This window comes from Bacillus sp. z50, from assembly GCF_058313585.1.
This window is the reverse complement of record NZ_JBZFQL010000003.1, coordinates 208,789-230,841: the sequence shown is the minus strand read 5'-3', so window position 1 is coordinate 230,841 and position 22,053 is coordinate 208,789. Positions and strand designations below refer to the sequence as shown.

Sequence of the window (22,053 nt, the reverse complement as noted above, 5' to 3'; positions counted from 1 at the left end):
ATCCATCACTAAACCCCTGGAATATACTATAACGATTATCCATAAATGGATGTGATAGGGTGTCAAATCAATTGAAAGAAATAGTTGGAGCCTGGCTGACGGCTATCGGAGCCATTGTTGTAGCTATCGGCTCTACTCCAAACACTGGATTATCAAACAAAATACAAAGAGAACTTAATTTAGTCGGGAATGCACTCGAAGCAGTCGGTGCTGGCTTAGCTGCAGACGGACAAGATAATAAATCATCACTTGAATATGCAGGGAATGTTATATCTAGTATCGGAGCCTTGGAAGTCATTACAGGAATTGCTGTTGATTTCCCTGAACCTACCAATATGAATATTGCGATTCAGGGTAATTTGTTACAGGCATTAGGCAGCGGAGTCAGTGCAGCTGATGAATTAGGCGATAATACCACTTTAGGAGAAACAGAAATCTTAATAGGTAATATTCTCCAAACCATTGGCAGTGTCATCCAAGCATTCGGCGTTAAAATTCAAGTTAATGACCAGCAGGAGGGACAATTCTATGTTGCATTGGGAAGCTGGATTCAAGCCATTGGCGCTGTTCTATCCGCCATCGGTCAACAACTCGAGGAAGCTCATGAAAATAAACCAGGTATTAACGAATAAGATGCCCTCCTCTGGAGGAGGACATTTTTACATACAGGAATAGCTTTAAATAGTAGGGAGAAAAGCGGGGAATCCAATAGAGGTATTTATCGGGACCAACTTTCTGTGCCCTCCGCTAGATGACGAGCTGATTAGCGACAGTATATTCTGGACAACAAGATTTCCTGAAGTTTGATGGATAGTGGTAGTTGGTTTATAGAATATGTCGGAAAGAACTAGCTGCTATCGTATCATTTGAGAAGATTCTCATAATGGCAATAAGTCTAATCCCCTAATAAACGTTCTTTTATATATATTTCTTAAACTTTTTACCGACACCTTCTGCTATTCAGATAGCCGTTATACAGGTTTCCCTATCACTTTTCCACAGTTGCTGGCTAACCATTTCATTTAAAATGACTATTTGTTGGTATTTGTTTTGTTTCACTTCGTGTTTTTTACGGTATAAATAGAATACAACTATTCCAAATTATGTATAAAAAAGGAGGCGCGAAACTATGAGAATCCGAGCAGGCAGTTGGAGAATGCTTTCTAAACAAGAAAAGATCTTTATCCTGAATGCAGTCAGTCAGCGTCGGACATTTTAATCATCGCCAATCGGATGGTTCCTTACCTCAAGTATATTTGTAGGGCAGGAACGTAGGTTAAAGGTCTTTTCCTCTGTTCACTTCTAAAAAGACAAATATACAATCCTTCGCTTTATTTTCTTTCTCACTTTTCCTCCATTGTTGCTTTCAAGTAACCAATCATCCGTATCTTGACGGGTGATTATTTTATTTGGGCCTATTCATTAATCGATTGATTAATTTGGTCTTCTAACTCCTCTGGGTTGAAAGTATACTATACATATAGATGGTTACTGTCTTTTGTCATAAAAAATTCAATATGTATTATTTGAAATTATCTTCGATATGCCGATATAGTAGAAGTAAGCAACCGTTACTTATGACCCAATCCTAAAGGTGGTGTGAGGAAAATGGCGAATCTAAAAATATCCCCACTATTTAAAATATCCCTAATGATTATACTTACTGTCCTTTTATTCGTTAGCTTTTATTTTATAAAGGGACCGTTTCTCGATAAGGATACTCTTGTCAAAAAAGTTGAGACCGCTCTCGCCGATCAAAATGTACATCAGCTCTCCCGGATTCTAACCTCATCAAATGAAGACCTGGTTATTGACGAAGAAAATACAAAGATCTTGATGGATTACCTTCAAAAAAATCCTGATTACACCCAAAGCCTTCTGACAGTTCTCCATGAACAATCCCGATATTATGATGATGATTCATCCAAATCAGGTAAGGAACAGCCCAGGATTGAAGGATTTTTAACACTGAAAAAGAATACGAATTCCTGGCTGCCGGACAACTATTCAATTGAAATCGATCCAGTTTATCTGACGATCACTACAAATTCTAAGCATGCCACCTTAATGGTGAATGGTGAACAAGTCGTTAAGGCCAACGAAGCCATTTATGAAAAGAAAGTCGGCCCCCTTCTACCGGGAGAATACAAAGTCGAGGCAAAATTGAAAACAAATGATACGGATATCAACGAAAAGAAGCAGGTTGTTTTGTGGAATAGTGATGAGAAAATCAACATGAATTTAAATGATGAGGAAGTCGGCTTGGATACAAATGAATAATGATAAGAAAGACAAAGATCGGTCTTTGTCTTTTTTTATTTCATTCTTTACAAATATATACTGAAATATCATAAGCAACAAAAAAGAAACTTAGGTCTATTCTCTTATTATATTGTTAAAACTTCTCAGTATACTTTTACAAATAGGAAGTTTGAATCAAGCACAGAAAACGAACATTCGATAATATTGTAGAAGAAAGCCCCTTTTTATGATTCATTTTTCCATATAAAAGTACTGAGAAAATCATTTCCTCAGTACAGAAAAATTATTCTGATGTAAACAGTTTCTTAATATACTGTTGGCAACTCATCCGACGTCTTATCATCTTTTTCCTTCTGTCTCACATATAAAAATTCATCAATATGGTTAGCCAATTGTATTCACTCCGTTACTCAGTTTTACATTATACATGGTTGGTAGTTCAGCTACTTGTGTCGGCTTCACATTATACATGGTCGGTAATTCTGCCACTTGTGTTGGTTTCACATTATACATAGTCGGTAACTCTGCCACTTGTGTCGGCTTTACATTATACATAGTCGGAAGCTCTGCTACTTGCGTTGGTTTTACATTGTACATAGTCGGAAGCTCCGCTACTTGTGTTGGTTTTACATTGTACATAGTCGGAAGCTCCGCTACTTGTGTTGGTTTTACATTGTACATAGTCGGAAGCTCCGCTACTTGTGTTGGTTTTACATTATACATAGTCGGAAGCTCCGCTACTTGCGTTGGTTTTACATTGTACATAGTCGGAAGCTCCGCTACTTGTGTTGGTTTTACATTATACATAGTCGGAAGCTCCGCTACTTGTGTTGGTTTTACATTGTACATAGTCGGAAGCTCCGCTACTTGCGTTGGTTTTACATTGTACATAGTCGGAAGCTCTGCTACTTGCGTTGGTTTTACATTGTACATAGTCGGAAGCTCCGCTACTTGCGTTGGTTTTACATTGTACATAGTCGGAAGCTCTGCAAGATCCGTTTTAGAAATAGTAATTGTCGCTGTCAAAGCACTGATACCTAACACACTAGCACCGATTAACATAATTTTCTTTTTCATACATATTCCCCTTTTCATTCATAAGTTTATAAGTATAATTGGTTTATGATTATACTTATATTTAACCATATATTTACTTTTAAAGGTTTATTCGATACAGGGACTTTAGATTCAATTTATTCAATATAAACAAGCACATACATACTTTTTTACATATAAATATAACTATAGGAATACTATCGGAAAGGGGATACCATGAATGGATTTCTCCGCAATTGGTCAGCGAATAAGAGATTTGAGGAAATCACTTAAACTATCTCAAGGTGAGCTAGCCCAAGGAATATGTACACAAGCACAGATAAGTAAAATTGAAAAAGGCGATGTATATCCTTATGCTAATACCTTATATCTCATTTCACAAAAGTTAGGAGTGGATGTTAACTACTTCTTTGAAATCGGTTCTACTCCAAGAGTAGACTATGTTAATGAGGTAAGCAGACAGTTACGGCTAACGCGGCGCCATCTCCTCTACGAAGAGATGAATAGAATTGTAAAATTAGAAGAGGACAATCCGCTCTTTACGCAAAATGGGCGTAACAGACAGCTGATCTTATGGCACAAGGGTGTCTATGAGCATGCTGTAAATAATAATGTGGAAAAATCTATAGAATTGCTTAAGTCAGCAATTGACTTAACACATGTTTTGGATAAAGTTTGGAATGAAAGAGAAATAGAAGTACTCATGTCTATGGGAGCAGTCTATGTTACAGACAATCAGAATGAGATTTCTCTAAAAATATTTTTGGAAGCTAAAGAGCATTTATCACATTTAGTTTTCATTAGTGATCATTCGATTTTACCGCGGCTGTATTATAATATTGCCAGAGTGTATACTCGATTGAAACAATATGATGAATCTATTACATACTGTAAAAACGGTATAAAATATTGCTTAGAAAAAGACAATCTATTCCCATTGGCTGAATTACATTATCAAGTTAGCTACAATCTTGAAAAGCTTGGTAAGTATTCGGATTCCATATATTATTTAAATAAGGCTATTTCGATATTCGAATTAATCGAAGATAAAAAATATATGAACCTTCTGAAGGAAAAAAAGAGTTCCTTGGAATTACACTACGGAGACATAACAAAAGCTGATCATTCTAAAACATGATCAGCTTTTTCTATTATACCTTAACAATTTTAGCACCCGTTGAAGAGGCTGCGTAGATATTTACTTTTCCAAATGAGCTTGTCTGAATGGTATATATATTTTTTTTACCGGCGCCTAAGCTCAACTAGATTTTAAATACAAATATAAAGAAAGGCGAATTTATGTGTATTCAATTCGCCTTTTCTCTTATTTGAAGCTAGTTATGTTCCAGCCTCTCTCCAATAAATATTACTTTCGAAATTTTCTCCATACAAAATATAAGAAAACCCCTGTCAATCCACCCACTGTATCAATCATCACATCGTGAAAGAGTGGCGTGCGGTCACCTGTGAATGACTGATGCCATTCATCTGAGCAGGCATATAGAAAGACTATTCCCATCGTGATTGCTGTTACCTTCACCGCTCGCTGTACCCATACTCTGACGATACTGGCCAATATAAACGCCATTACAAAGTAAACGCTAAAATGGGCACCCTTACGGATAAAAAACTCAATAAAACCCGGCAACCCTAACGCTTCCACACTAATCTCTACACCACCATAGGTGAAGCTTATTTTTGAAAGCAAAGCCACTACAGAATCGGGGAGCTTTAAGTTCTCACTCAGCAACGGTTGGATATTTTGTTCGGTATAAGGTTGTGAGGAGGAATAAAATACTACTCCCACTACCAACAATAAAAGGATTAAACGGTATATGATCTTTTTCCTAGCATTATTCATATTCCTATCCTAGCCGAATTCATCCACAAGGTAAATGCCAAAGACTTGCAGAATGGAGATTTTCTCTTAATTAATCGATTGATTAATTCGTTTTGTATGTACTATGTATGCTTGCCTGTATGAAAGATATTAAAACACCATGGCTAATAATCCTATTGCTGAGCTGTTTTACGGTTTTGGCTAATCTTTTAGAGAGGTTACTTTTTAAATAGGTATGAAACAGAGAGGCGTTATCGGGAATTAGCTCATTTACAGTACAAATCGCTCAATAGTTTGCTAATATCCCTACTTTAGTAATATAAGCCGATAAATTAACGTCTCTAAGACATATGAACAGATCCTGTTTGTTCATTCTTCCCAAAAATCTCTTTTTATGCCTACATTTAAAGAAAGATAGTCTTTTAGTCATTGCATTCTCTCCAATAACAGTATTGCCTTAAAACACCCAGAGAGAACTTTTACCCGGTAATTGCTACTTCATCTCTTATAAATGCAAAAAGACCAAATCCCGCCTCCTAAGAGCAAAATTTGGTCTTACCTTATATGATTTATGCCATACTGGCTAGTCGATTATCTTGGTAACGAATATTTTGGATTCCAATGACGTTTAGAAATTTTTTGATTTCATTAATAGCGGCTGTTTTATGTCCGTCTATGACTGCTAGGTCCGTGACAAAGGCAATTTTCGGGTATTTTGTTTCACGTTTCTTAGGGTTTAGCATCGGCTTTTCTTCAATAAGTTGAGCGTCCATTTCCTCTTCACATGTCAGAATAACCGCTTCACCAATTTTCATGTTTTCCCAATCAAAAGAGAACGAAAATTCAATTGAACACTCACCGTCAATAAACTTTGGTTGTACTTTTACGTTTAACTCCACTATGCCCAGCCTCCTTCATTGGTTATTTGTTCCTAGTATAACAGGAGTGCCTATGAAGGTGGCCTGACCACATATGAGTAAAACACCAATATTCTTACATGTTTATTCAAAAATGCTCGCTCTGGCGCATATTTTTATAACTCCAGGAATATTCCTAGACGAATATTTTATATTCTTTATTCTACCTTTAATCCCTAAAATATTCCATATGTTTTTGTAAAATTCCTTTAATTCTTTTGACCTCTTCCGCGCGAATTACCTCATAATAGATTCCATTTATTTTTTCAGCTGTGCCTTCCATACTGATATGATCAATATGCTGAACTGCCTCCTTATAGTTATTTTTTATTTTTATCATCTCTGAAATTGTGATATTTGTTTTCACATTATTCATTAAGGTAGTAGCGATTTGATCATAGTGAGTTAAGCTTCGGATATTGGCACCTGTTCGAATTACCTCTCCAATGACCTCGTACCGGCGTTGTTGCCGCCCTTCTTCACCATTTGGCTCCAGCTGGCGCATGCGCATATAGGCCAATGCCTCTTCACCATTTAACTGGATTTTACCTTTAGCAAAATGTTGGCCATCATAAGAGAAGTCTAACTGGTTTTCAACGGTAATACCTCCGATGGCGTCCACCAGCTCCTCCACCCCATCCGTATTGATGCTCACATAATAATCAATCGGGATTCCGAAAAACTGTTCAACTGTCTCCATCGACAGTTCCGCTCCGCCTTCTTGATAGGCATCGCTGATTTTATCCCAATTCTTGCTTCTAGCAATTTTTACTCTTGTATCCTGTGGAATACCAAGCATTTTAATGTTATTGTGTTCCGGATTGACCGTTATGACCATTGTTGTATCCGGTCTGCCGTTTGTATCTATACCTAGCAGCAATAATGAAAATGGCTCTTTTTTAGTTAAATCAAGCTGTTCTTCTCTATAGGGTGATTGGCGTTCCCGCAGTGGATCCTTTATTGCTTGAAAGGCCTGATAAATAGGATATCCGACAACCAGGACAATCACAATTACAAACCCGGAAATCCATAACCATCTATATTTCTTTCGTTTATCTGCACCTCGATTTACATTCATCGCATTCTCTTCTTTTTAGTTTTTATCTTTAGTCTTCTACTTTCCTCCCCCTTTTCATACGTTTTTTTGATCAGTTTTGTTACAATTAAGATTAAACTTGGTTAAACTGTCTCGTAAGGAGAATGATATATGCACGATGCACTTAAATTCTACGGGGAGCGAATTTCGGATATTCTCTCTCCTAAATCAACTAATGATGTCAATTTAGTTTCGAAGGGTCTTGTTCTTTATCGTCAAGGGACAGTGGTAAAGCTATCGATCGAATCTGATCTTATTCAAGGTGTCGTACAGGACGTGACAAAGGTGAACGTCACTTTGGATTTAAGTTTTCCAAGCAATAGCTCTTGTTCCTGTCCAGCGATTGATTTATGCCGGCATCAGCTGGCTGTATTCTTTGCTGCCTACAGTAAGGAAGCCAGCGTTACGGAATGGGTGGATCATTGGAAGAATAAAGAGGACCCCATGTTCCGTTTAAAGGAATCACTAAAAAATGGCCCCGTATATAAAGAAAAAAGCAAGCCTTCTAAACCGGAGCATACATACAGTGCCTGGAAGGAATTTTTCATCCGTTCCGCACGGGAAGAGTTAGCCATCCCTCCTTACTTTATGGCCGGGATAAACCGCTCTGCTTCTAATTTTCAGCGTGCAATCCAGCGCAGCGAGCCCTCCAATCAGCAATGGGTGCCTTTATACCGCAGCATTGCCTATTATATGGGCTTGGTACATTTATTTGATCTGCAGAGTAGTACGAAGGATCACTTTCAGGAGGAACTGCTGGAATCTATGATTCACGAACTGTTCCTTGCCTTTAAGGATGAAGTTCATCGGTTTGAATCCTCTATCCGTCCATTTGATTCAGAGGAGTTTATCCATTCCTGGATTGATGAAACAAAGAATTTGCCAACCGGTGAAATGGGAAGCGGCTATTATCGCTGGGATATCTATCGAACGATTTGGACAAATATCATTACAACAAAAGAAGAACGCGGGGCTGAAATAGATCGTTTGTCAAACCAGCTCCCGGCTCTCGCCGACTCCTTGCAAATTGAGTTGGTCTTTTGGATGATGATTCACATATATATGGTCGATGGCAAGGATGAGCAGGCGTTAGAATGTTTAAATAAGCTTGGTCCGATATCCTGCTTCTTCCTTACCTTTGTGTTAGAGGAACTGCATAATGCAAAGGAACATGCACGAATGGTTCCCTTTGTTGAATTCTTCTCAAAAAATATTAAAGCTTATTTGCATGATTATCAGACTCAGGAGTATAAGAGAACTCGATTTTTATATAATGCCCTGCAAATTATTCGTCCTTTTTGCTCAGCCGCCAAACGATTCGACTTGCTCGAACGTATTCTAAGGGAAACCATTCCTTACTCCCTTATTCCATATTCACACTATTTGTATGAGAAGAAGGAGTATAAAAAATGGGTCGAGCTCCAGGTTGCTGAGCGTGTTGATGTCCTTTATGAATGGTCCAATCAAACGAAGGAAATTCAAAAGGAACAGCCTGAAGTCCTCCTTCCTATTCTGCATCTGCAGGTAGTTAATTTGATTGCGGCTAAAAATCGTTCATCCTACCGGGAAGCGGTCCGTTATTTAAAAAAGCTGAGAACTATTTATAAAAAACTTAAGCGCGTAAACGTTTGGGAATCTTATATTGAATATATCAGCGATGATAATAAGCGATTACGCGCTTTTCAGGAAGAACTTAAGAAAGGAAAGTTAATTGATGCAGCTGATTGAAACTCTTCATATTCAAATTGAATTACTTGAAGGCGGACGTGTCTTTATTTATGGAACGGACGAGGGTGAGCCCGTTCCTGCCGAATTGTGGGCAACAAGCTTCTTTCTTTGGGACGCGGATAGTTTCTTTGGGACCAAATTGGATATCCAAACACTGGATGGTAAAAGCGGTGTCCTCATGAGCGCCCATAAATGGATGAAGGTGCTGGCAGAAGAGCCTTTCAATAGCTTTATTAATTGGTCCTGGTCCAATTGGGCATCCATTAGTTTAGCTTTGGCCCAATCCTTATATGAAACCGTTGAAAACGGAACGGTTATGCCTGATTTTAACGATCGGAATCAAGACGGCATTACCTTCCCGCTCCCACAGGAAATTCTCGAAGACTTTCAGGACTCCTTTTGGGAACAGGAAATGGCCAGACACGAGCATGACGGAATCCAAACCATTACGGTTCGGCGTTTTGCGGAGGAATGGTTAAATGAAGCGATTAAAGACCATCCCGGCAATCATCGCGTAGGTGATTTGCTTGATTTGTTTGCTGAAAAAAATATCTCCACCAAGGTACTCAGCCGCTTCTTTGACGGAGACCGTTGGGAAATTTGGACCGGTGCCAAAGAAGATGAATTGCCTTTTTCTATGGGAATGCGCCTGAGCGAGCCTGATTTTGCAGCGGGTGATGAGGTTGACCAATGGAAGCTAGAACCGTTTATGCGCGGCAAGCGAAATGAGGAGCAATTTTTCGTTTGGGATGATCGTCATAGGATTCCTTTTGCCTGGAAAAAGCATATAGAGATGGCTGAGAAGGAAATCGCTCGCTGGAAGGATATTTTCCCTTGGATTGATGATATTGTCACTGAGGATCAGGCCTGGGATTTCTTGACGGATGCATCCGAGGTCCTGCATATGCTTGGCGTAGAAATTCTATTGCCATCATGGTGGCAGGCAATTAAGGATGCGAAAATCGCCATGAAGGCTAAAGTGAAAAATTCACCAAGTCGCCGAAAATCATTTGTGGGTATGAATGCCTTGCTCGATTATAATTGGCGTTTCTCCGTCAATGGCGCTGAGGTTTCCGAGGAGGAATTTAACAAGCTTGTTGAGGAAAAACGGAAGCTTGTCTATATTAGAGGACGCTGGGTGAAACTGGATCCTGCCTTAATGAGGCGCATGCAGGAATTGAAGAAGGAAGCAGATGAGCGAGGATTGCGTATCAATGATCTACTTCAGCAGGAGTTCGCACAGGATGAGGAGCTTGAGGATGAGAATGAAGGGGATTACGCACGAATTCAATTTGAGCTGAATAGTGACCTGAGACGCTTTATGACTCGCATCAACTCACTTCAGGATATCCCGACTGTCCAGGTACCCGATGCCTTCCAGGGCGAATTGCGGCCGTATCAGCAACAGGGAATGAGCTGGCTGATGTTCTTACGTGAATATGGATTCGGTGCCTGTCTGGCCGATGATATGGGTCTAGGGAAAACGATTCAGCTCATCAGCTATCTGTTAGCGGTGGAGGCGATGAATGGTCCAGCAAAATCTCCATCCTTGATTGTCTGTCCGACTTCTGTGCTCGGAAACTGGCAGAAGGAGTTTGAAAAGTTCGCTCCATCCATGAACGTCCATCTTCACTATGGTCCAAGTCGTATGAAGGGTGAACAGTTTAGGGATGGGTTTGGCAATGCCGATGTGATTCTGACAACCTTTGGGTTGCTTCATCAGGATGAGGAAGACTTTTTATCCATGCAATGGAATGCTGTTGTGCTCGACGAAGCGCAGAATATCAAGAATTCCCATACGAAGCAATCCCGTTCTGCCCGTAAGCTTGAAGGCATTCATCATATCGCCTTAACCGGTACTCCAATGGAAAATAGACTGAGTGAGCTTTGGTCCATTTTTGATTTTATTAATAAGGGCTATCTTGGCTCACTAACGCAATTTGATAAAAACTTTGCCGGACCGATTGAACGCAATGGTGATAAGAATAAAATTGCCACCCTGCAAAGGCTAATTCAGCCTTTCCTTTTAAGAAGGACGAAAAAGGATGAAGAGGTTGCTCTCAATCTGCCGGATAAATTGGAGCAAAAGGAGTTTATCAGCCTAACAACCGAGCAAGCCGCTTTATACGAACAGCTTGTTAAAGATACGCTTGATCAAGTTGAAAAACTAAGCGGTTTCGAACGGAAAGGGCTTATTTTGCAGATGCTAACCAAGCTGAAGCAAATCTGTAATCATCCTGCCCTTTATCTAAAGGAAGAGGCACCAAAGCATATTCTTCATCGATCCGGGAAAATGGAAAAGCTAATTGAATTGCTCGATATCATTTATGAACAGGATGAAAGTGTGCTTATTTTTACACAATACATTGAAATGGGTAATATGATTAAGCAAATCGCTGAGCGCCGCTATGGTCATGTCGTTCCATTCCTGAACGGCAGCGCCAATAAAAAACAACGGGATACCATGGTGGCCGATTTTCAGGATGGCAAGTATCCGATTCTTCTACTTTCCCTGAAAGCGGGCGGTACAGGGCTTAACCTGACGGCTGCCAACCATGTCATTCACTATGACCGCTGGTGGAATCCAGCTGTTGAAAATCAGGCGACCGACCGTGCCTACCGTATTGGACAAACGCGCTTTGTACATGTCCATAAGATGGTTTCCTCCGGTACACTCGAGGAGAAAATTGATGTCATGCTAGAGAAAAAACAATCGCTTAACGATGAAATCGTCCAAAGCGACAATTGGATCACCGAGCTATCCTCAGACGAATTAAAGGATTTGCTGGTGCTTGAAAGATAACTTTTTTGGCCATTCCCTTTTTAAAAATAGGGGATGGTTTTTTTGTACTTATTAGAGTCGAAATAATAAAAATTGATTATATAAATAAAATAATTTACAGTTATTAGTAAAAGGAAATGGAAACAGAGGTGAGGAAACTGAGTTTTAAAGAGGTTGTACAAACTTTTGAGAAGACACAAGAGTTAGCTGATGCACCGCTCACGTATATTGCGGTGATCTGTTGGACAATCATTGGAATAGCTATTTTCTATCATGTCATACGTGATCGGAGATCTTTATCCAGTGTTGCGGTTGGTATAAGAGTGATTTCCTTGGCCGCAGTTGGCTTCATTGCGTTTCACTTATATACGAATATCTCTGAATATGATTATTCACTAGATGAGGAAAAATGGAAACAAGAATATTTACTTGCTTACTTGGATTCACAGCCTGAGGAGAGGCTGGCCATTGAACAGGTAGAGGCAACGAATACAGATAGTGACAAGGCAATTCCTTCAATGCATCTAAAAAAGGGATCACCTACCGTACACGTGAAATTTTTAACTATCGGAAAGAATGGCAAGAAACAGGAGATTTCGACTCAAGTAAAGATTAAACACGTACAGGCAGATACCGCTCCATATCTCACCTATAAGTCTATTAAAGATGAGTTATCCAATCAATATAGAGATGATATGTACTATGAAACGACTCTATATATCAATCAAGATAGCAATTTGTATAAGTAAGGAAAGGGGCTCTCCTCTTTCCTTTTTTAAGCAATTTATTTACTTACCCTCTTTTAAATAAAGCCAAACCACTTATTTGACGAAATTTGTTCTTCGTTGTATACTTTTCTACATTATTCCTTCTTTTTCCACATTTTCTATATCGATTTATGTAGTAATTTGTTGCGAATGTATAGTCACGGTCCTGGCATATCATGTTATATGCCCAATTAAAACAGCCAGATTAATTAACAGGAGTTGCTTACATTAATGATCGTAGAAGAAAACATCTCTCTTGAAAGTACCTTAAATCGCCCCTCCAGATTAGCGAAAACAGTTTTACGTAATCATTCAAATATCCTATCCGATTTCCAGCTTAAACAAATACTCAATTTACTTTATGACGATTATAAATACTTAGGAATGACCATTTCCATATACGATCATCCAGATCAAGTCATCGCAGACCGAACCGATTTTGGAAAGGAATTTATTGATGATTGGTGTTATGAGGATTCTTTAAATGGCACATTGGGCGGGTATCATAAGCTTGGTAAGATTGCATTATTTCCCTTTAACCATAAGGTAAAAAACAAAAAATACGAGCGCGGGCTTATGCAGCTATTTTTACTACAGGATCTCTTTCATGAAATTCGCCATGCCTACCAGCGTGTCCATATGAAGAGGCAGTATAATACGCCTTATGTCAACACAGGCAGAAATGGCTATCAATCACAATGGGTCGAACGGGATGCTAACATGTTTGCCCAAAGGATGATTGAGAAGCATCGCAACTCTATCAACACCATTTTAAATATCGATTTCATATGGAAAAGCTGCTGGGGACGTTTTTACGTAACAATAGTACGCCAATAGAAATAAATAGGAGACTCAGAAATGAGCCTCCTTTCTCTTACAATTTTTCAAGTAGTAACTCGCCTAATTTACGAATCATATCCCCACGGCTAATTACACCTACAACCTCACGATTTCCATTGACTACAGGTATCTTTTTGAAGTGATGTGTTGCCAGCAGCTTGAGTACATCTTCAAGCTCATCCTCTTCTCGAACAAAGACTACTTTTTTCTTCATAATTGCTTTAACCGGAGATTCACTTTTTGATTTTAAGGTTTCATCCAACTCTTCTATATAAGTGACATAAGAGGAAATGAAGGCTTTTGGGTTCATATATCTCAGGACATCCCCATCTGTTACAATCCCTAACAGTTTATTGTTTGGATCGACCAGAGGAAGTCCTCCGATTTTATGTTTCATCAATACTTCCAGCAATGTTTTAATACTTGCATCTTCATTTAAACTGATTACATCCTTAATCATGAAATCCTTTGCTTTCACCTTAAATCCCTCCTGGCTGTAATAAGAAAATATGTATCTACCGTTATCTTACCAATAATTTCAATTCTATTTCTAATAGAAATTTACCTTTTAGCAAAATAATTATCCCAAAACTGAAAAAAAGCCGCGCATTGGCGGCTATCAAGAGGGGGTATAACTTTTATAAGTGTATTGGAGGCATTTTGTGTGCAGATTATGTTTGTGAGGGATTAATGTTCGTGGAGTTGATACGTTTGTTCACATAATTGATATTGAAGCTCCTTCATGTTAGACAATTCTTTTATGAGGATTTGCAGGGTCTGTTCGATTTTTCTCAAATCTGACTCACTTTTGGATACACGGCTATTTACACTGCCAACGATTCGGATTAAATCAGCGACTACTTCCCGCTCGTTCATAAAATAGGCACTGCGTTCGTTTCCAGACTGCCTTCATGAAGGTTATTCACCCGTTTTCGATCTAAAAAGTTAACACTTTCCACTATAACTTCTGTTACATACGTACGCTTTCCTTCTGGATTTTCATAATTACGTGTATGAATTCTTCCAACGATACTGACTACAGAACCTTTTTGACAATAGGATGCGGTATTTTCAGCTGCCCGATTCCAAAGTGTACAGTTTACAAAGTCCGTCCCATACTCGCCATCAGCATTCTTAAAATTTCTCGTAACGGCCAAAGTAATGTTTGATACAGCTTTTCCCTCCGGTGTATAACGCAGATCAGGATCCTTCGTCAACCTTCCAACAAGCGCAACCTGATTTAACATACTACCTTCACCTCTCTTTTTTATAGCTTACAGAGGTATCATAAAAGAGTTATGGTTAAAAGTAAAAGAGGCGATTTGGGACTTTAGAGGGAGATTTTCACTCAAATTTCCTTTTTGAATATATAAATATGGTGTTTGTAATCAATATTTATAATCTGTGAATTATTTAACAAACTCTTCGACAAACAATATAAATATTTTTTCTTTTTTTTACCATGCTATAATGAACATATAATAATTTAAAATTGGAGGTAAGTTGATGAAAACCTTTAAGTTAGTTTCCTTGCAGTTACTTCCAGACAATCAGCATCCAACCGAATTACATATCCTAGACGGATTAATTATTAATAAAGAAAATGAGGCTAACACTTGGCTTATTGAGGCAGTCGTTGATTATGAACATTTCAATCTTTTCAAGGAAATCACTGCTGATACTGACAAGCTTACCGTTAGCTGTATCATCACAAAGAAGGATAATATCCCTGCCTACTTCGATGCAACTATCGCTGATGTCCGCAAGATGGATCAATTCGCCAGCATCCTGTTTCGGGCAAAGATTCGCAATCGCAGAAGAGAAGCCGTTGAATTCCTATTGGATACACTAGTAGATGAAGGATATAATGGTGAGGATTTAAAAAACGCCTTTAAAGAAGGCCTGGGTAGTAATAAATAACAGCTGGCGAGATTACCTCGCCAGCTTAAACTTGTTACTTATTTTTATCTTTACCATTGTTATTGTTGTTATCAAGGATATCGTCTGCGCCTCGATCTGCATCGTTCCTGATTCTATCCCCATCTTCTCTTACATCTGTATCTAAATTGCCACTATCTAGATCGGAACCATTATCATTGATATCATTCATACCATTATTATCATTGTTACGATTGATACCATTGTTACCATTCGTTCCGTTGTTACCATTTGTACCATTATTATCTTTTGTACTTTCGTTCGTATCTATCCCATTATTATCGTTCGTACCGTTATTTTGCTCATGGTTGTTGTTACCTTCTGGAGGCGGGTTATTGTCATCGTTATTATTACACCCCACCATTAACACAGATGCCAACGCAACCCCCATAATCGCTTTATAAAACTTCTGCATTCGGCATGCTCCTTTCAAACTTTTATGACCTGATCAGGTCTGTTTTTAGATTACCCAGAAGAGGGCAGATTATGATGGAGCAAAAAAAAGCAGGCCCAAACATTTGGGCCTTCAAATAGGGAGAAGTGATATGGTTATCCACGTGCCAGTGCTTTTACACTAGCCTATATTCCTTTAATAACACAAACAGGTAAATTCTAAACGTATTTGTGAAAATTCCCTTCACCGTAAATGTGTTCGCTCCTTATTTCAGCTGATGCTTACCCTAATTTTTATTGTATGGATGGTTCATACTAATACAGCCGGAGTTCCTGAAAGCATTTTGCATAAAGGCCTCAAGGTAAAAGGCATACATCATAAGTGAGGAATACTTTATGGATATAAAAAAAGTCGAACAGATGAAAGATCAATCTATGGAGAGACTCCATTTAAAGGAGCTGAAAGACCAGGTAATTGTTATTACTGGTGCTTCTAGTGGGATTGGGCTTGTTACGGCACGTATGGCAGCTGAAAAAGGAGCCAAGGTTGTTGTGGCAGCCCGGAATAAAGATGCCCTCCAGAAATTAGTCTACGAATTGAAAAGCAAGGGGCATGAAGCAGTCTGGGTTGATGCAGATGTTGGTGTTGAAGAGGATGTCCTTAAAATTGCTGAAACAGCCATCTTGAATTTTGGCGGCTTTGATACATGGGTGAACAATGCGGGTGTTTCGATTTATGGAAAAACAACCGAAGTCAGCATAAAAGATATGCGCCGCATGTTTGATACTGTTTTTTGGGGTGTCGTATACGGATCCAGAATCGCGGTCGAGCATTATAAAACACGTGGTGGCCCAGGTGCCATTATTAATATCGGCAGCTTCTTCGGCGATAGGGGAACTGTTGTTCAGTCAACCTATTCTTCCGCAAAATTTGCTTTACACGGCTGGACGGAGAACCTGCGGATGGAGCTCGAGAAGGAAAATGCGCCGATTTCTGTGACACTCATTCATCCCGGAAGAATTGACACACCTTACAATGAGCACGCTCGTAGTTATCTGGAAAAGCAGCCGACCCATATAGGGATGATTTATGCACCTGAAACAGTAGCCGAGGCCATCCTTTTTGCCGCAGAGCATCCAAAACGCGATATGTATGTTGGATCTCAGGCTAAACTCCTGGCTATGCTTGGCCGGTTTGCCCCAAGGCTTACTGATAAATTTATGGAAAAGACTATGTATCATACACAGCATGATGACCGTCCCTCCAACCCACCGGAGGAAAGCGCCTTGTATAAAGCTGGATATGGATTGCATGAACGCGGCACCAATAAAGGCTGGATCCGCGAAACAAGCTATTATGTAAAAGCATCCAAACACCCAGTCCTAACTTCCGTACTGGCAGCCGGGATCGGTGCTTGCCTATTGGCTACCTTCATGCAAAATAAGTAGGCGATATTAAAAAAAAGCAGAAAGGCTATTTATGTGAACTGCCCCTTAAAAGTTGTTTGTTGTCTAACTTTTAAGGCCAGTACATTTTGGCCCTTCTGCTTTTTCATTTTTTGAATATGAGTATTAAGGATTTTAGGATTTCTGATCGCCTAAAGCAAACGTTATTTCAGCTTCACAAGCCAGCTCACCATTCACAGTTGCCCTGCCAATTCCTTTTCCAATCGGACCGCGTACTCTCGTCAATTCTACTTCCAAACGCAGTTGGTCACCAGGACGCACCTGTCTCTTAAAGCGGCATTTATCGATACCGGCAAAAAAAGCAAGCCTGCCCTTATTTTCCTCTTTAATCAGAACAGCCACCGCTCCCACCTGTGCCAGCGCCTCCACAATCAGCACCCCCGGCATAACCGGATAATCCGGAAAATGACCATTAAAAAACTCCTCATTCGCCGTCACATTCTTAACACCAACTGCCCGCTTCCCCTCATCAACCTCCAAAATCTGATCAACCAACAAAAACGGATACCGATGCGGAATAATCTCCTTAATTTGCTGAACATCTAACATATAATTTCCCCCTTATTTATAAAGCTGAAGGGCCTTGGTCAGCCGCGACAAGTGTAAGGAGAGGCACGTAGGGAGGCTCTTCTCCCGCAGTGGCTATCCTTACAACCTCGAGCGGCTAGGCCCTGAAGCTGGATTGACTAAAAAGCTGAGACGACTTAATCAATGAACGAAGACTAAATGCGCTACGTCCTGTGGCAACGTCTTCATGACCTACATCCTGTAGGCTCGCGAGGAGCATAAGACAGGACATCGGAAGGAGGTGTTCTTCCTCCTGCCGAGGTCATGCTTATGTCCTGAGCTTCTAGCCGTCGAAGCTGGATTACACTATAAAGCTGAAGGGCCTTATTCAATGAACGAAGACTAAATGCGCCACGTCCTTTGGCCACGTCTTCATGACCTACATCCTGTAGCCCGCGACAAATGTAATGAGACGCGAAAGTGGTAAGACCACTTTTCATCAAACTTCTCCCATCCAATAAAAAACAGGAAGGGCTGTATCTTGCCTTCCTGCCCGTATTATTTGTCTTTATTCTCCGTCGTGTCCTTATTGACCAGATCAACGATATGAGTCCATGTAGATTTCTTAAATACATCCATTGCTTTTCCATCACCCATAACGGAATAGCCAACCATGGCTCCACCAACAAGGGCCATCATCGTCAACACAAGGACAATTATAATACGAGCCCAAAGTGGCACTAACCGGATTTTGATTTTTTGATCATTACCCAGTTTTTTTCTATCTATTCGACTGTTTGGTTCAGACTCAGTCTGCTCACTTTTATTATTAACCAACGCTTGCATTCTTTTACTCCTTTAACGAATACCGTTGACCAACCCCATCATTTGATCGGCCATACTAACCGTTCGTGATTGAAATTGATATAACCTCTGAGTTTGCATCATTTCTGTCATCTCAGTACTAATATCGACATTAGATTGCTCCAAGTTTCCTTGAACCATAGAAATTTCTTCTCTAAAAGCACCGGTTAGTTGGGTATATATGTCGTTTTCTGATACATCCAATTGTGCCATATTTTTCGGAAGAGTGAAAGTATTATTATTTATCATTTCCATAAATTGTGGCTTCTTGACGGAGATAATCCCCAGATTAAATGATTGAGTCCCATTTTCAGTAGTGACATTTAGCTGGCCGTTATCTATAAATGTTATGTCACTAGGGTTACCATTTATCCTAATTTCCTGATTATTTTCATCCAATACTGCACTGCCATTTGATGTTACCAATTGCACTTGATTAGATCCATCTGAAGCTGGACTAAGATAAAAAGCCCCATCCCTTGTGTAACCAAGCTCACTGCTAGTGCCATCTGCCGTACGTATAGCAAAAAATAAATTCTCATTAGTAAGGGCGACATCCAAGTCACGTTCCGTTTTTTGCAGATTACCCTGTGCCAAATTAAGCTGAGACTGACTCATTTTTGCGCCAACACCCACTCGAATACCATTTGGCGTCAATCGGCCTTTTTCCTTCTTAGTTCGCTCCTGATTATTGAATTCCTGAGCGAGCATGTCTGAGAAATAGGTTTCTTTTCTTTTAAAACCGGTCGTCGAAGTATTTGATATATTATTCGAAACTGTTTCTAGCTTCTTTTGCAGCTGCCCCATTGTATTTGATGAGGTTATCATCATTCGATTCATCCTTATTTACCCTCCTCTTCATTCAGCTCTTTATCGATTACAGCTTACCTATTTCATTGACGGTTTTTTGCATGCTTTGATCATAGGCTTGTACAATCTTTTGATTGGCTTCAAATGTACGATAGGCAGCCATCATGTCCGTCATGGTTTTGGATGAATCCACATTGGACTGTTCAATTGAACCTTGTTGAACAGCAAATTGAACATTATTTAATGTATAGGCAGAAGGCAGCTCTCCTTCATTGATCCGGTATAATCCATCGCCTTCCTTGATGAGCTGTGCCGTTGGAGTAGCGCTAAAGCTTATTCCAATTCGTCCTCTATTCAATGTTCCCTCAGATATCTCACCCTGAGAACTAATCGCAAAATTTTCGGAGTTTAAAAGGATACGTTTCCTATTCTCATCTAGAACATAATAACCGTTTGCAGTTGTTAAATAGCCTGAGCCATCTAATGTAAAATTCCCGTTCCGTGTATATCTCAAGCCATCAGGAGTCTCAACTGTAAACAGGGCCGTACCCGGTTGATTCCTTTCAGGATCAATAGGCATAGCTTGATCTACAATAGCCATGTCCGTAGTATTGTCGGTTGTTTTAACATCACCCTGTGAAAAAGATGGGATAGTCTCCTGTACATAAACACCCGTGTTCAATGCACCTACATATTTTGAGTGATTGATGGATACTGATTCCTCAACGGGAAGATTCACTTTTTCATAACTGCTAAGCAGCATTTCTGGAAATGAGCGTACACTCGCTTGATCCTCTTTATAGCCGACCGTGTTGGCATTCGCTAAATTATTTGCAAGCAGCTCCGTTTTGCGTTGCTGAGCCAGCATACCGGATGCCGCTGTATAGAATCCTTTAAACATTTCTCCACCCCCAAATAGGCCTAACAAACACCCATATTACCATTATATAGGGAATAATTTTATAAGATACGGACTTTTTTCCTAAAAACCGATTTCTCTCGACATAGGGGGAGTATATGTGGACTTTGTAGTGTTAACTGGAGTTGTGTGGAAGGAGAGATGTTGTAGAGGTGTTGCATAGGTCGGGTATAGGCGCTCCATAGCCGGGGCATAGGCGGAGCATAGCTGCTTTCCTCTACCCTTCACCTACCTTTGACCGACCTATACCCGGGTATAGGTGCCTCATAGCCAGGGCATAGGTGGACCATACCTGCTTTCCTCTACCTTTCACCTACCTTTGACCGACCTATACCCGGGTATAGGTGCCTCATAGCCAGGGCATAGGTGGACCATACCTGCTTTCCTCTACCTTTGACCGACCTATACCCGGGTATAGGTGCCTCATAGCCAGGGCATAGGTGGACCATACCTGCTTTCCTCTGCCTTTCACCTACCTTTGACCGGCCTATACCCGGGTATAGGTGCCTCATAGCCAGGGCATAGGTGGACCATACCTGCTTTCCTCTGCCTTTCACCTACCTTTGACCGGCCTATACCCGGGTATAGGTGCCTCATAGCCAGGGCATAGGCGGACTGTAGCTGCTTTACTACACCTCTCACCTACCTTTCACTTACCTATGACCCACCTTTACACAGGCACAGGTCGCAGCATAGATGAATCATTCCCACGCACGGCATTGCCCTCCACAAGAGGACATCCCTTACCCATACAAAAAAACCAGTTCATCAACTGAACTGGTTTTATATTGCCTGGTGATTATACTAATTTACGGCGAGTGATTCGATCAATATTATCAAGCATCATACCTGTTCCTATTGCTACGCAATCCATTGGATTTTCTGCGATTAATACAGGTACCTTTAGTTCTTCAGCCAATAACATGTCCATGCCGTGAAGCAGAGCTCCGCCGCCTGTTAGAATTACTCCGCGATCAATAATATCAGCGGATAGTTCTGGAGGTGTTTGCTCCAACACAGATTTTGCTGCATGAACAATGACATGAATGGACTCACGTAATGCCTCTTCGATTTCTTCTGAACCAACTGTGATGGTTTTTGGTAGCCCTGTCACCATATCACGTCCGCGAATATCAATAGTTTCATTACGGGAACCTTTAAAAACGGTCGCAACTTTCACTTTTATATCTTCAGCTGTACGCTCTCCGATTAAAAGCTTGTATGTACGTTTGATGTAATTTAGAATCTCGGCATCAAATTTGTCACCAGCCATTTTTATGGATGCTGATGTAACGATATCGCCCATTGATAATACGGCAATATCAGTTGTGCCTCCGCCGATATCGATGACCATGTTACCGCTTGGTTGGAAGATGTCCATACCTGCGCCGATTGCCGCTACCTTTGGCTCTTCCTCAAGGTAAATCTTTTTGCCGCCGCTTTTCTCGGCTGCTTCACGAATCGCTTTTTGTTCAACGCTTGTAATATTAGTTGGACAGCAAATCAAGATACGTGGTTTTGATAAGAATCCTTTTACGTCCAATTTGTTAATGAAGTATTTTAACATGGATTCCGTTACATCAAAGTCAGCAATCACTCCATCTTTAAGCGGTCGAATGGCAACAATATGTCCTGGAGTACGACCAACCATACGGCGTGCTTCTTCTCCAACAGCTAATACACGATTAGTATTCTTATCCAAGGCTACGACAGATGGCTCATTCAGCACAATTCCTTTACCCTTTACATAAATGAGTACATTTGCAGTACCTAAATCGATTCCAATATCTCTCGAAAACATAACCTAATTATCCTCCTCAAGGAACTCTACAATTCCTTCTACTGTACTAATTAAAAATTTTATCAT

General features: G+C 40.1%; 22 protein-coding genes. 9 read left to right on the top strand and 13 right to left on the bottom strand.

Going from position 1 to position 22,053, the window contains the following annotated elements; all coding sequences use genetic code 11:
• Positions 1-59 precede the first annotated feature (59 nt).
• Complete coding sequence (locus AC4G3N_RS10525; protein WP_491090149.1) at positions 60-632, top strand: DUF6944 family repetitive protein; 573 nt, start codon at positions 60-62, stop codon at positions 630-632.
• A gap of 976 nt (positions 633-1,608) precedes the next feature.
• Entirely contained in the window at positions 1,609-2,280 is a 672-nt protein-coding gene (locus AC4G3N_RS10520) for a TcaA second domain-containing protein (RefSeq protein WP_491090148.1), read from the top strand.
• Positions 2,281-2,646: 366 nt separating this feature from the next.
• On the opposite strand, the gene AC4G3N_RS10515 is transcribed toward AC4G3N_RS10520, so the two are convergent.
• Positions 2,647-3,339: a hypothetical protein gene (locus AC4G3N_RS10515; protein WP_491090147.1), complete on the bottom strand. Its 693-nt coding sequence runs from the start codon at positions 3,337-3,339 to the stop codon at positions 2,647-2,649.
• A gap of 199 nt (positions 3,340-3,538) precedes the next feature.
• Between AC4G3N_RS10515 and AC4G3N_RS10510 the strand changes: the two genes are divergently transcribed.
• The gene (locus tag AC4G3N_RS10510) at positions 3,539-4,456 is read left to right on the top strand and encodes a helix-turn-helix domain-containing protein (RefSeq protein WP_491090146.1); all 918 of its coding nucleotides are present in this window, start codon (positions 3,539-3,541) and stop codon (positions 4,454-4,456) included.
• Between the two features lie 228 nt (positions 4,457-4,684).
• On the opposite strand, the gene AC4G3N_RS10505 is transcribed toward AC4G3N_RS10510, so the two are convergent.
• From AC4G3N_RS10505 to AC4G3N_RS10495, 3 genes are all read right to left on the bottom strand, one after another.
• Positions 4,685-5,179, bottom strand: coding sequence for a VanZ family protein (locus AC4G3N_RS10505; protein ID WP_491090145.1), 495 nt, complete (start codon positions 5,177-5,179; stop codon positions 4,685-4,687).
• Between the two features lie 548 nt (positions 5,180-5,727).
• The gene (locus tag AC4G3N_RS10500; RefSeq protein WP_066105755.1) at positions 5,728-6,057 is read right to left on the bottom strand and encodes a hypothetical protein; all 330 of its coding nucleotides are present in this window, start codon (positions 6,055-6,057) and stop codon (positions 5,728-5,730) included.
• Between the two features lie 187 nt (positions 6,058-6,244).
• The gene (locus tag AC4G3N_RS10495) at positions 6,245-7,153 is read right to left on the bottom strand and encodes an LCP family glycopolymer transferase (RefSeq protein ID WP_491090144.1); all 909 of its coding nucleotides are present in this window, start codon (positions 7,151-7,153) and stop codon (positions 6,245-6,247) included.
• 129 nt (positions 7,154-7,282) lie between these two features.
• Here AC4G3N_RS10495 and AC4G3N_RS10490 point away from each other — a divergent pair, with 129 nt between their 5' ends.
• From AC4G3N_RS10490 to AC4G3N_RS10475, 4 genes are all read left to right on the top strand, one after another.
• Positions 7,283-8,899, top strand: a complete 1,617-nt coding sequence (locus tag AC4G3N_RS10490; RefSeq protein WP_491090143.1) for an SWIM zinc finger family protein — start codon at positions 7,283-7,285, stop codon at positions 8,897-8,899.
• On the top strand, positions 8,886-11,702 hold the full coding sequence (locus AC4G3N_RS10485; protein WP_491090142.1) for a DEAD/DEAH box helicase: 2,817 nt from the start codon (positions 8,886-8,888) through the stop codon (positions 11,700-11,702). The genes AC4G3N_RS10490 and AC4G3N_RS10485 overlap by 14 nt, the downstream gene beginning before the upstream one ends.
• A gap of 128 nt (positions 11,703-11,830) precedes the next feature.
• A complete protein-coding gene (locus AC4G3N_RS10480) occupies positions 11,831-12,430 on the top strand; it encodes a hypothetical protein (protein ID WP_491090141.1) in 600 nt (199 codons plus the stop codon).
• A gap of 249 nt (positions 12,431-12,679) precedes the next feature.
• Positions 12,680-13,285 (top strand): DUF3920 family protein, encoded by a 606-nt coding sequence (locus tag AC4G3N_RS10475; protein ID WP_491090140.1) that lies wholly within the window; start codon positions 12,680-12,682, stop codon positions 13,283-13,285.
• Between the two features lie 37 nt (positions 13,286-13,322).
• Here the strand turns inward: AC4G3N_RS10475 and AC4G3N_RS10470 are convergent, their stop codons facing one another.
• The 3 genes from AC4G3N_RS10470 to AC4G3N_RS10460 form a co-directional block, all read right to left on the bottom strand.
• Complete coding sequence (locus AC4G3N_RS10470) at positions 13,323-13,766, bottom strand: CBS domain-containing protein (protein WP_490995020.1); 444 nt, start codon at positions 13,764-13,766, stop codon at positions 13,323-13,325.
• A 209-nt stretch (positions 13,767-13,975) separates the two neighbouring features.
• Positions 13,976-14,164 carry a hypothetical protein gene (locus tag AC4G3N_RS10465; protein WP_066105730.1) on the bottom strand — a complete coding sequence of 63 codons (189 nt, stop codon included), beginning with the start codon at positions 14,162-14,164 and terminating at the stop codon, positions 13,976-13,978.
• On the bottom strand, positions 14,161-14,535 hold the full coding sequence (locus AC4G3N_RS10460; protein WP_066105726.1) for a single-stranded DNA-binding protein: 375 nt from the start codon (positions 14,533-14,535) through the stop codon (positions 14,161-14,163). Before AC4G3N_RS10460 ends, AC4G3N_RS10465 begins: the two co-directional genes overlap by 4 nt.
• 259 nt (positions 14,536-14,794) lie before the next feature.
• Between AC4G3N_RS10460 and AC4G3N_RS10455 the strand changes: the two genes are divergently transcribed.
• Entirely contained in the window at positions 14,795-15,208 is a 414-nt protein-coding gene (locus AC4G3N_RS10455; RefSeq protein WP_066105723.1) for a YwpF family protein, read from the top strand.
• A gap of 34 nt (positions 15,209-15,242) precedes the next feature.
• On the opposite strand, the gene AC4G3N_RS10450 is transcribed toward AC4G3N_RS10455, so the two are convergent.
• Positions 15,243-15,641, bottom strand: a complete 399-nt coding sequence (locus tag AC4G3N_RS10450; protein ID WP_066105720.1) for a hypothetical protein — start codon at positions 15,639-15,641, stop codon at positions 15,243-15,245.
• Positions 15,642-16,015: 374 nt separating this feature from the next.
• Between AC4G3N_RS10450 and AC4G3N_RS10445 the strand changes: the two genes are divergently transcribed.
• Positions 16,016-17,068 (top strand): SDR family oxidoreductase, encoded by a 1,053-nt coding sequence (locus tag AC4G3N_RS10445; RefSeq protein WP_491090139.1) that lies wholly within the window; start codon positions 16,016-16,018, stop codon positions 17,066-17,068.
• A 132-nt stretch (positions 17,069-17,200) separates the two neighbouring features.
• On the opposite strand, the gene fabZ is transcribed toward AC4G3N_RS10445, so the two are convergent.
• From fabZ to AC4G3N_RS10420, 5 genes are all read right to left on the bottom strand, one after another.
• Positions 17,201-17,635, bottom strand: a complete 435-nt coding sequence (gene fabZ, locus AC4G3N_RS10440; protein WP_066105716.1) for a 3-hydroxyacyl-ACP dehydratase FabZ — start codon at positions 17,633-17,635, stop codon at positions 17,201-17,203.
• A gap of 516 nt (positions 17,636-18,151) precedes the next feature.
• Positions 18,152-18,439 (bottom strand): DNA-directed RNA polymerase subunit beta, encoded by a 288-nt coding sequence (locus AC4G3N_RS10435; protein ID WP_066105709.1) that lies wholly within the window; start codon positions 18,437-18,439, stop codon positions 18,152-18,154.
• Positions 18,440-18,451: 12 nt separating this feature from the next.
• Complete coding sequence (locus AC4G3N_RS10430; protein ID WP_491090138.1) at positions 18,452-19,297, bottom strand: flagellar hook-basal body protein; 846 nt, start codon at positions 19,295-19,297, stop codon at positions 18,452-18,454.
• Positions 19,298-19,334: 37 nt separating this feature from the next.
• Positions 19,335-20,168: a flagellar hook-basal body protein gene (locus AC4G3N_RS10425; protein ID WP_491090137.1), complete on the bottom strand. Its 834-nt coding sequence runs from the start codon at positions 20,166-20,168 to the stop codon at positions 19,335-19,337.
• An 817-nt stretch (positions 20,169-20,985) separates the two neighbouring features.
• Entirely contained in the window at positions 20,986-21,987 is a 1,002-nt protein-coding gene (locus AC4G3N_RS10420; RefSeq protein ID WP_066103249.1) for a rod shape-determining protein, read from the bottom strand.
• Positions 21,988-22,053: the final 66 nt, after the last annotated feature.

Excerpts from the sequence above, each read along its gene's own strand:
- AC4G3N_RS10515 (WP_491090147.1), bottom strand. The coding sequence starts at position 3,339 with ATGAAAAAGAAAATTATGTTAATCGGTGCTAGTGTGTTAGGTATCAGT.
- AC4G3N_RS10455 (WP_066105723.1), top strand. The coding sequence starts at position 14,795 with ATGAAAACCTTTAAGTTAGTTTCCTTGCAGTTACTTCCAGACAATCAG.
- AC4G3N_RS10435 (WP_066105709.1), bottom strand. The coding sequence starts at position 18,439 with ATGCAAGCGTTGGTTAATAATAAAAGTGAGCAGACTGAGTCTGAACCA.
- AC4G3N_RS10430 (WP_491090138.1), bottom strand. The coding sequence starts at position 19,297 with ATGAATCGAATGATGATAACCTCATCAAATACAATGGGGCAGCTGCAA.
- AC4G3N_RS10495 (WP_491090144.1), bottom strand. The coding sequence starts at position 7,153 with ATGAATGTAAATCGAGGTGCAGATAAACGAAAGAAATATAGATGGTTA.
- AC4G3N_RS10460 (WP_066105726.1), bottom strand. The coding sequence starts at position 14,535 with ATGTTAAATCAGGTTGCGCTTGTTGGAAGGTTGACGAAGGATCCTGAT.
- AC4G3N_RS10465 (WP_066105730.1), bottom strand. The coding sequence starts at position 14,164 with ATGAACGAGCGGGAAGTAGTCGCTGATTTAATCCGAATCGTTGGCAGT.
- AC4G3N_RS10425 (WP_491090137.1), bottom strand. The coding sequence starts at position 20,168 with ATGTTTAAAGGATTCTATACAGCGGCATCCGGTATGCTGGCTCAGCAA.
- AC4G3N_RS10520 (WP_491090148.1), top strand. The coding sequence starts at position 1,609 with ATGGCGAATCTAAAAATATCCCCACTATTTAAAATATCCCTAATGATT.
- AC4G3N_RS10490 (WP_491090143.1), top strand. The coding sequence starts at position 7,283 with ATGCACGATGCACTTAAATTCTACGGGGAGCGAATTTCGGATATTCTC.
- AC4G3N_RS10505 (WP_491090145.1), bottom strand. The coding sequence starts at position 5,179 with ATGAATAATGCTAGGAAAAAGATCATATACCGTTTAATCCTTTTATTG.
- AC4G3N_RS10485 (WP_491090142.1), top strand. The coding sequence starts at position 8,886 with ATGCAGCTGATTGAAACTCTTCATATTCAAATTGAATTACTTGAAGGC.
- fabZ (WP_066105716.1), bottom strand. The coding sequence starts at position 17,635 with ATGTTAGATGTTCAGCAAATTAAGGAGATTATTCCGCATCGGTATCCG.
- AC4G3N_RS10510 (WP_491090146.1), top strand. The coding sequence starts at position 3,539 with ATGGATTTCTCCGCAATTGGTCAGCGAATAAGAGATTTGAGGAAATCA.
- AC4G3N_RS10445 (WP_491090139.1), top strand. The coding sequence starts at position 16,016 with ATGGATATAAAAAAAGTCGAACAGATGAAAGATCAATCTATGGAGAGA.
- AC4G3N_RS10420 (WP_066103249.1), bottom strand. The coding sequence starts at position 21,987 with ATGTTTTCGAGAGATATTGGAATCGATTTAGGTACTGCAAATGTACTC.
- AC4G3N_RS10475 (WP_491090140.1), top strand. The coding sequence starts at position 12,680 with ATGATCGTAGAAGAAAACATCTCTCTTGAAAGTACCTTAAATCGCCCC.
- AC4G3N_RS10450 (WP_066105720.1), bottom strand. The coding sequence starts at position 15,641 with ATGCAGAAGTTTTATAAAGCGATTATGGGGGTTGCGTTGGCATCTGTG.